8 protein-coding genes and 3 pseudogenes are annotated in these 7,032 nt (G+C 67.9%); 5 read left to right on the top strand and 6 right to left on the bottom strand.

Annotation, left to right across the window (positions count from 1 at the left end; genetic code table 11):
* The 4 genes and pseudogenes from AB0D53_RS37800 to AB0D53_RS37785 form a co-directional block, all read left to right on the top strand.
* Positions 1 to 394 (top strand): tyrosine-type recombinase/integrase (locus AB0D53_RS37800; RefSeq protein ID WP_362453897.1); only part of this gene is annotated, 394 nt, incomplete at its 5' end.
* Positions 391 to 735, top strand: a complete 345-nt coding sequence (locus tag AB0D53_RS37795) for a helix-turn-helix transcriptional regulator (RefSeq protein ID WP_362453896.1) — start codon at positions 391 to 393, stop codon at positions 733 to 735. The genes AB0D53_RS37800 and AB0D53_RS37795, both read left to right, overlap by 4 nt.
* 388 nt (positions 736 to 1,123) lie before the next feature.
* Positions 1,124 to 3,031 (top strand): hypothetical protein, encoded by a 1,908-nt coding sequence (locus tag AB0D53_RS37790; protein WP_362453895.1) that lies wholly within the window; start codon positions 1,124 to 1,126, stop codon positions 3,029 to 3,031.
* Positions 3,032 to 3,037: 6 nt separating this feature from the next.
* Positions 3,038 to 3,217 (top strand): annotated as a pseudogene (locus AB0D53_RS37785) (ATP-binding protein); the annotation flags it as partial.
* Positions 3,218 to 3,235: 18 nt separating this feature from the next.
* Here AB0D53_RS37785 and AB0D53_RS37780 read toward each other — a convergent pair.
* The 4 genes and pseudogenes from AB0D53_RS37780 to AB0D53_RS37765 all read right to left on the bottom strand — a co-directional run.
* On the bottom strand, positions 3,236 to 3,370 hold the full coding sequence (locus AB0D53_RS37780; protein WP_362453894.1) for a hypothetical protein: 135 nt from the start codon (positions 3,368 to 3,370) through the stop codon (positions 3,236 to 3,238).
* Between the two features lie 24 nt (positions 3,371 to 3,394).
* Positions 3,395 to 3,523, bottom strand: a complete 129-nt coding sequence (locus AB0D53_RS37775) for a hypothetical protein (RefSeq protein ID WP_362453893.1) — start codon at positions 3,521 to 3,523, stop codon at positions 3,395 to 3,397.
* Between the two features lie 105 nt (positions 3,524 to 3,628).
* Positions 3,629 to 4,153: a S1 RNA-binding domain-containing protein gene (locus tag AB0D53_RS37770; RefSeq protein ID WP_362453892.1), complete on the bottom strand. Its 525-nt coding sequence runs from the start codon at positions 4,151 to 4,153 to the stop codon at positions 3,629 to 3,631.
* A 350-nt stretch (positions 4,154 to 4,503) separates the two neighbouring features.
* Positions 4,504 to 4,698: pseudogene (locus tag AB0D53_RS37765) on the bottom strand (conjugal transfer protein TraA); the annotation flags it as partial.
* A 219-nt stretch (positions 4,699 to 4,917) separates the two neighbouring features.
* Between AB0D53_RS37765 and AB0D53_RS37760 the strand changes: the two are divergent.
* Positions 4,918 to 5,115 carry a hypothetical protein gene (locus AB0D53_RS37760; protein WP_362453891.1) on the top strand — a complete coding sequence of 66 codons (198 nt, stop codon included), beginning with the start codon at positions 4,918 to 4,920 and terminating at the stop codon, positions 5,113 to 5,115.
* A gap of 121 nt (positions 5,116 to 5,236) precedes the next feature.
* Here the strand turns inward: AB0D53_RS37760 and AB0D53_RS37755 are convergent.
* Positions 5,237 to 6,240: pseudogene (locus tag AB0D53_RS37755) on the bottom strand (IS5 family transposase).
* A gap of 122 nt (positions 6,241 to 6,362) precedes the next feature.
* Positions 6,363 to 6,977, bottom strand: coding sequence for a hypothetical protein (locus AB0D53_RS37750; protein WP_362453890.1), 615 nt, complete (start codon positions 6,975 to 6,977; stop codon positions 6,363 to 6,365).
* Positions 6,978 to 7,032: the final 55 nt, after the last annotated feature.

The raw sequence follows: 7,032 nt of genomic DNA, 5'->3' as shown, positions 1-7,032 counted from the left end.
CTCGGCCGTGGAACTGCTGGAGACTCGCGCAGGAGGAGAAGCCTGGTGCACAGATCTCCGTACGCAGTGGAGCACTCTCACGAGTACGCCGACACCGGTCGCCCCGGCGGTGACACCGTCGACGTTCCGCCGCTCGTTGAAGGGGGCGGGTGCGGAATTCCTGACCGGTCCGGTGCGGGAGTTGTTCCCACATCTGCTGCGCCACGCATGTGCGGCGCACAACTATGAGAACGGCATGTCCTTGTGGGAGGTCCAGAAATTGCTGGGACATATCTGGGCAACCACGACGGTCCGGTACCTCGCGTCCGTACATGCGGACCCCGAGGCGGCGGGCCGTGACGCCTCCGAGCGGGCCGCCCAACGGCTGCTCCTGGACCAGGGGAACCTTCGGTGAAGTGGAATCTGCGCATGGTAGCGGCCCAGCGGGACATCTGGCGTCCGGTGCAACTGCTGGCCGCGTTCAAGGCAGTGGGGTTCAACCCGTCGCTGAGCAAGACCTCGGCACTGTGGGGCGGGACGCCGGTGACGGTCCGCCTGGAGGATCTGGACATGATCTGCCAGGCACTGCAGTGCACGGTCGCTGACCTGATGCAGGCCGAGCCGGTCGCCATCGCCGAAGCCTCTGAAGAGCAGCCGCAGTCGCTGGCGGCGGGCGAGGTGGCCAGGGCCAGGCCCGGGCCGGTGCACCCGGTACCTCGGCGCGATGGGCCGCGCCGCCTGCTTCCGCCGAACTGAGGCTGACGTGGAGCGGACGCGGCAGTGCCGCGAGTGCCTGACCTGGGGTGTGTTCGCCCGTGACGTGTGCGGTGGCTGCAAGGAGTGGCAGCCCGCCGCCGGGCCGTCGGCGGAGTGCAGGCTGTGCCGGCACCGGCAGCGGGTGAGTATCGACGGGCTGTGCCGCCTGTGCCTGATCACCCTACGGTCGCAGGGGCGTGCCCCGGACTTCGATGATGCGCTCGGGCCGGAGGACATCCAGCTGATGGTTCACGTGTCCGTCGGTCGGCTCGGCCTCGCCCTGCCGTTGTCCCGCGGCAGCGTACGGCCGCGCAGCCAGCGGCGGAACGTGAAGGCCGGACGCCGGGCAAGGCCGCATCTGGACGATCAGGCCGTAATCCCTGCAGCCGTGCCCGGGCAGGGGGTCCTCCTCCCCGCACAGCGGACGGTCGATGCTCTTCACCTGACCCGGATCCGGGACCGGACCTGGCCGGAGTGGCCCCGGCTCGCCGCCCTGGCAGCCGAGATTGCCGGCGAGCGCCAGGTGAGTAACTCCTGGCGGCGGATGGTGCTGAGGCTGGTGCGGGCGGCCTTGTCGATGCGGGATGCCGACGGCGCCCGGCTCGTTGCCGAGGAGTACTTCGACCAGCTTCCTAAGGACGGGACCGGCGGCGCCGTCGAAGTCCTGCGCCGCGCCAGCCTGCTCATGCCGCGGACCCAGCCCAAGAACCGATGGCCGACGCGCAGTTGCGGTCACTGCGGCTGCTGGGGCGTCACCAAGGGGCTGTGCCGGGGCTGCGAGAGCTGGAAGCACGAGCCGGTCCGCTACCCCGTGGCCAGCTGCGCCCGCTGCACGCGCACCCTGCCGTTGTCCACGGTGGCCGGCCTGTGCCGGGGCTGCCTGATCCACATCCGCGAACACGGCCCTGACACTCCGGGGCACACCCAGCTCCAGCTTGCCCTGGGCAAGCGGCCCGTCACCCAGCTCAAGCACCCCGCCCGCTTCCTCGGCTACGACACCACCGCCACCACGCACCGCACCCGGGCCCGGGAACGCGCCCGGCGCAGGCCGACGCCACGACCCGTCTCCGAGCATCTCGTCGACCCCCAGCAGGGCACCTTGTTCCCGGCAATGCGCGACTGGAGCAGGCTCGCCTCGCTCACTGCGGACGAACTACCGGCCTTGACCCCCGACGCGGAACGGCTGCTGGATGGCTTCACCCGGTTCTGCCGCGCCCAGCTCCGCGTCACCGACCCCAACCCGCACGGTCACACCGCAGCGTTGCGCGCGCTGCGGATCGTGCTGGCCCACCTCGGCGCCGCGGCGCCCGTCCACGAAGCCGACCTGCGGACCCTGGCCCGTCTCGATCCGAACATCAGCGCCCAACGGGTCATCGGATTCCTCACCCAGCTCGGGCACCTCGTGCCCGCACCCACCGTCGATCACGACCAGGCCGCCATCAACCGGCTCACCGCCACCTTCCCCGACCCCATGCGCACCGAACTCCAGCACTGGGTCACTGTCCTCAAAGGCGAAGGACGCCGCCGCCACCGGCCCCTACCCACCGCCACCATCCGCGGCTACCTGTGGCAGGCCGCACCCATCGTGCGTATGTGGAGCGAACACACCACCACCCTGACCGCCATCACCCAACAGGACATCCACGACGTCCTCACCCGCACACCCGGCAAACCCGCCCGCAGCGCGCATCATGTCCTGCGCAGCCTCTTCGGCGCCCTGAAACAACAGCGCGTCGTCTTCCGCGACCCCACCCGCGGTATCCACCTGCCCGCCAACCCGCCACTGCCCCGCCCCCTGCCGAGCGACCGGCTCGCCGGCCTCCTCGACCGCGCTCACACCCCCCTCGCCCGCCTCCTCGTCGCCCTCACCGCCATCCACGCCGTCCTGCCCTCCCAGGCCGCCGCCATCCCCTTGCGTGACCTCGACCTGGCCAACGGCCGCCTCCGGCTGCCGAGCCGCACCCTCTACCTCGACTCCCTCACCACCGAGCTCCTGTGCACTTGGCTCAGCCACCGCCAGAACACCTGGCCCGCCTGTGCCAACCCCCACCTCCTGGTCAGTGCCCAGACCGCCCTCGACCCCGCCGGTCCACCCGTCGGCAAAACACTCCTGCGGAACGCCATCGGCCGCACCGGGCTGACCGCCCGCGCCCTGTGGCAGGACCGGATCCTCGCCGAAGCCCGCCACAGCGCGGACCCCGTCCGCCTCATCCGCCTCTTCGCCCTGGCCGACTCCACCGCAATGCGCTACGTCCAAGCCGCCCACCCCGAGAAGACCGGCCGCCTACACCCGTGACAGCCGTTGATCGTCACCTCGAACCTGCACCCCTCAGGCTTCGATTCGATCATGCCCAAGACCCTGGCCACCGCTGCTATCGACCGGCTCCTGCACCATGCCCACATCGTCCTGACCGAGGGCTCCACCCTGCGGTTGACCCAGGCCACCAGCGGTCAGGGGGGCATCCCGCCGACTTCGTCATGAGTGATCAACCACCAGCCGTCAGAACGTCCCTTTGCCTCCGGTCACCCGGCCAGCCATGCGCTGCCGGAACTCGTCGAACAAGCGGAAGAACGTGTCCAGCGGCGGCGCGTCGGGAACATGCCGCTCAATCGCGCTGACCCAGCCCAAGGCCATCGGCAGGCCGTACTCCCGACTCAGCTACGAGGCGAACGGTCCGGAGGAGGGATGGAAGGCGAACTCCTCATCCACTCTGCGGACCCGCAGGGCTACTGAGTAGCCGAACAACATCGTGCTCAGCTCTTCCAGCGAGCCGCCAAGAACCCACATGCCGGGCAACTCCTACCGCCTCTCCCACACCCGCGCCCGGCGGCGACGAACACAGGATGACCTGCGGCTTCACACCGATCACCCCGCCGTGAGCCGACAACCCCATCACGAGCGGAGGGACAGCAGGATCCGGCGTCTATACAGGTTGATGCCAGCGACTTCGACCATAACCTCATCATCAATCTGCAAGACGCTCTCAGGCTGATCCGCATCCCGCTCTGCAAGCTCATGGATCGGAACCAGTCCCGCGAAAATCTCGTGGACTTGCACGAACGCTCCGATCCTCACGACCCTCTCCACCCGGCCCGGAACCACGCGACCGAACTGAACGCGAGCAAACTCCTCAAGCGGATCCGGATAAAGCGCCTTCAGCGAGAAGGAAGCCCGTTCCCGCTCGACATCGACGCCCAGGACCACGATGGTGACCTCCTGTCCGACCTCCACAATGTCCGACACCGCCTCGAAATGATGAGCCCAGGTCAGCTCAGCCACGTTCACCAGTCCGTCGAAGCCTCCGATGTCGACGAACGCGCCGAACCTCTCGATGGACGACACCACCCCTTTGCAGACCTGGCCCCGCTCCAGCGTCTCCAGGACCGTCCGGCCACCTCGGCCTGCCGTCTCCGCCATACCGTCAACCCTTCGTCAACGGCCAAGACTCTCACGTCAGACCCACGCGAGGAAGGCGACAGAGCAGCCTGAAGAAGGGGCCAACTCTCGTTGCTGCTTCCGGCCTTGAAGATCAGGAAGTGGGGCCAGAACTCGTTGTTGGGTGGGGCCACGACTCATCGGTGAAGCCACCCGGATGTCCCACTGTCCGTGGACAAAGGGGTCGTCGAACCAAGTTTCTTCCGGCCGGACTGCCAAGCGGGACGCGAACCGACGCGGGTCTCCCAGCCCCAGCAGCTGCCGCGCGCGGGTTCCAGCTCATGCACGTCCAGGAATCCGCGAACCCGCATGCTTCCCGCCTGAAGGCGCACGCGCTCGATCCGGTCGGCATCCGGGTGCCGGCCCTCCCCCAGGAGCAGTTCGGCCTGCCGCTCGCTCACCACATCCCCGGCCATAAGGCCGACAGCGGCCAGACCCCGGCCCCGCCAGACCCCGGGCGGGACACCGGCCTCGTCCTGGGCGTCGCGCAGCGCCTTACCCGCGGGGCGGTGGCCGTCACCGACCATCACGCCGCGGAAGAGGTAACGCACCCCGTCACCCGGACGGAGCGCCGATTTACTGATCACCGGGCCATGGAACACCGGACACGACCTGCGCAAAAGCGCGATCCGAGGTCCTTCCCGCCGGGCGGGAGGCCATCACCAAGTCTTTACCGCAGCGCCCGCCAAGCGGGCCGTCACGACAGCCCGCGACGGTAAGCCGCCGACGTGTGCACAGTGCGCCGCATGAACAAGGAACTGCTCCACGGAGACCTCTGCCCGCTGTGCCGCCGCCCTCTCACGCTGCGCACGACCGTCGAAGTCCGCTCGAACACGCCGTACCCCAGCCGCACCGACATGGTGCCCCACTGCGAGAACTGCGCCGGCGACACGCCCTGCGCACAGGAGTGGGCCGACCTGATGCGCGCCCGCTACGAGAGCTGACCCTGGCCGTGCGAATGCTGCGCGCCGACCACACGAGCACCACCAGCCAGGATCTTGAAGTCCATCGCACCCCTCGGGTAAGGGTGTTGCGACGACCACTAGGGAGTGTATTTGGTTGTGATCAAGGGGCTGCTCGTGTGAGGTCCTTGACCCAGATCACCGAGGCGCGGAAGTGGAGGCCGGCGAGGTAGCTCCCCGGGGTCTTGTCGTAGCGGGTCGCAATGCCTCGCCATGCCTTCATCCTGTTGATCGCCCGCTCGACGGTGTTCCGTTCCTTGTAGAGCTCGGTGTCGTGACTGACGGGCCTGCCGCCCCCACTGCCCTTCTTCTTCCGGTTGGCGGCCTGGTCCTTCTTCTCCGGAATGACCGCCTTGATACGGCGTTTGCGCAGGTGGGCACGGTTGCCGCGAGACGAGTAAGCCTTGTCTCCGGCGACCGCGTCCGGCCGGGTACAGGGACGGCCGACAGGCCCGCGCACCCGCACCTTCTTCAGGACAGGGATGAACTGTGGACTGTCCGCTGCCTGGCCCGCGGTCAGGATGAACGCCAGCGGGCGGCACTTGCGGTCGGCGGCGAGGTGGACCTTGCTGGTCTGCCCGCCCCTGGAGCGTCCGAGGAGGGCGGCCTTCAGCCGGAGTTTGCGCCGGCGCCGGACGCGTCTTCGTTCTTCCCGCGCGGGATCGCTTTCGGCCTCCCGCCCGCTTTGTTCTTCGAGGCCGCCCCCTTTGACCTGGCCTTCTCCTCCTCGGCAGCAGCCTTCTCCAGAGCGGTGACGATGTCCTCGTCGAGGTGCATCCCGGCCGCGTCGTGGTGGGCACGGGCGGTGGTGGAGTCGATGCTGACCAGGGACAGATCCACCTCACCCTGCTTCGCGGCTTCCGCGATCAGGCCTTCCAGCAGGGCCTCGAAGACCCCGGCGTCACGCCACTGGCGGAAGCGGTTGTGGACGGTCGACCAGGCGCCGAACTCTGCCGGCATCTCCCGCCATTGCTCGCCCGTCCTGAACCGCCAGATCACACCCTCGAACTGCTGCCGCAGCCGCTCGGGATACGGGCCGTACTCGCCGATCGGCAGATACGGCTCGATGAACTCCCACTCCGGATCGGTCAGTTGCACTCGCGTCACGTAAGACGGTCTACCGGACCAGACCGTGCCACGAAGGCACATCCCGCAGATTGATCACGACTCGATACGCTCCCTAGAGCGGAAGGACGTGGGCGCGCGCCAACCGTGCCCAGACGGCGTGCCTAGGTGGTCCATCCCGCGATGAAGTTCTCGACGACGTTCTGTGCGTAAGCCCGTTCTTGAGCCTGGTCGGCAAGTTCGGCGTTGATGCGTGCCAGCACGCGGGCGTGAACATCGGCGTCAGCTACAGGGCGTGTGATGCGAGTGAGGAACCATTCGTACATCTGGATTTCCTCGCCCGGCACTGAGAGGCGTACATGGCCTCCGGTGAAGTTCCCGGTGATCCAGCCGTGTGCCCGGCCAAGGTTCAGCGCTTCCTCGACTGCCAAAGGGGCGAGGCCGGTGAGCTGAACCAGCTCGGAATGGTTGACGTTTACGCCTCGCGTATCAATCAGGTTGCCCGTACCAAGGTGATCCGCGAGAACGAACAGGCAGGCCCTAACCGGCCCCGGGAGGTCGGCGGCGAGCATCCTTTCAAGGTAGTACTCGCGCTCATCGCTGAGTGTCTCGGAGTCGTGGATGAGAGCACGCCTGCGCGCCAAGTGTTCGGCGTGCTCCTTCTCCTCTTGGCTCTGTTGCTGGCTCAGATGTTCAGCAGCTTGGCGGTAGGTGCTGCCGGTCTTCGCCGCGTGGGCACGGATGCGGTGCTTGTGGGTGTTGGAACCGTTCTTGGTCATGGCGCTTCTCCAGGAGGTTCCCACGCTTCCCCGGGGTCAGCAGGGGGATGGCTTT

The sequence above is a fragment of the Streptomyces sp. NPDC048295 genome, assembly GCF_040652135.1.
Classification (GTDB): Bacteria; Actinomycetota; Actinomycetes; order Streptomycetales; family Streptomycetaceae; genus Streptomyces.
This window is presented reverse-complemented; position numbering and strand designations above follow the sequence as displayed.

Bases quoted from the DNA above. Each gene is read 5' to 3' on its own strand.
- AB0D53_RS37760 (WP_362453891.1), top strand. From the start codon at position 4,918: ATGAACAAGGAACTGCTCCACGGAGACCTCTGCCCGCTGTGCCGCCGC.
- AB0D53_RS37780 (WP_362453894.1), bottom strand. From the start codon at position 3,370: ATGGCCTTGGGCTGGGTCAGCGCGATTGAGCGGCATGTTCCCGACGCG.
- AB0D53_RS37770 (WP_362453892.1), bottom strand. From the start codon at position 4,153: ATGGCGGAGACGGCAGGCCGAGGTGGCCGGACGGTCCTGGAGACGCTG.
- AB0D53_RS37775 (WP_362453893.1), bottom strand. From the start codon at position 3,523: ATGTGGGTTCTTGGCGGCTCGCTGGAAGAGCTGAGCACGATGTTGTTC.
- AB0D53_RS37750 (WP_362453890.1), bottom strand. From the start codon at position 6,977: ATGACCAAGAACGGTTCCAACACCCACAAGCACCGCATCCGTGCCCAC.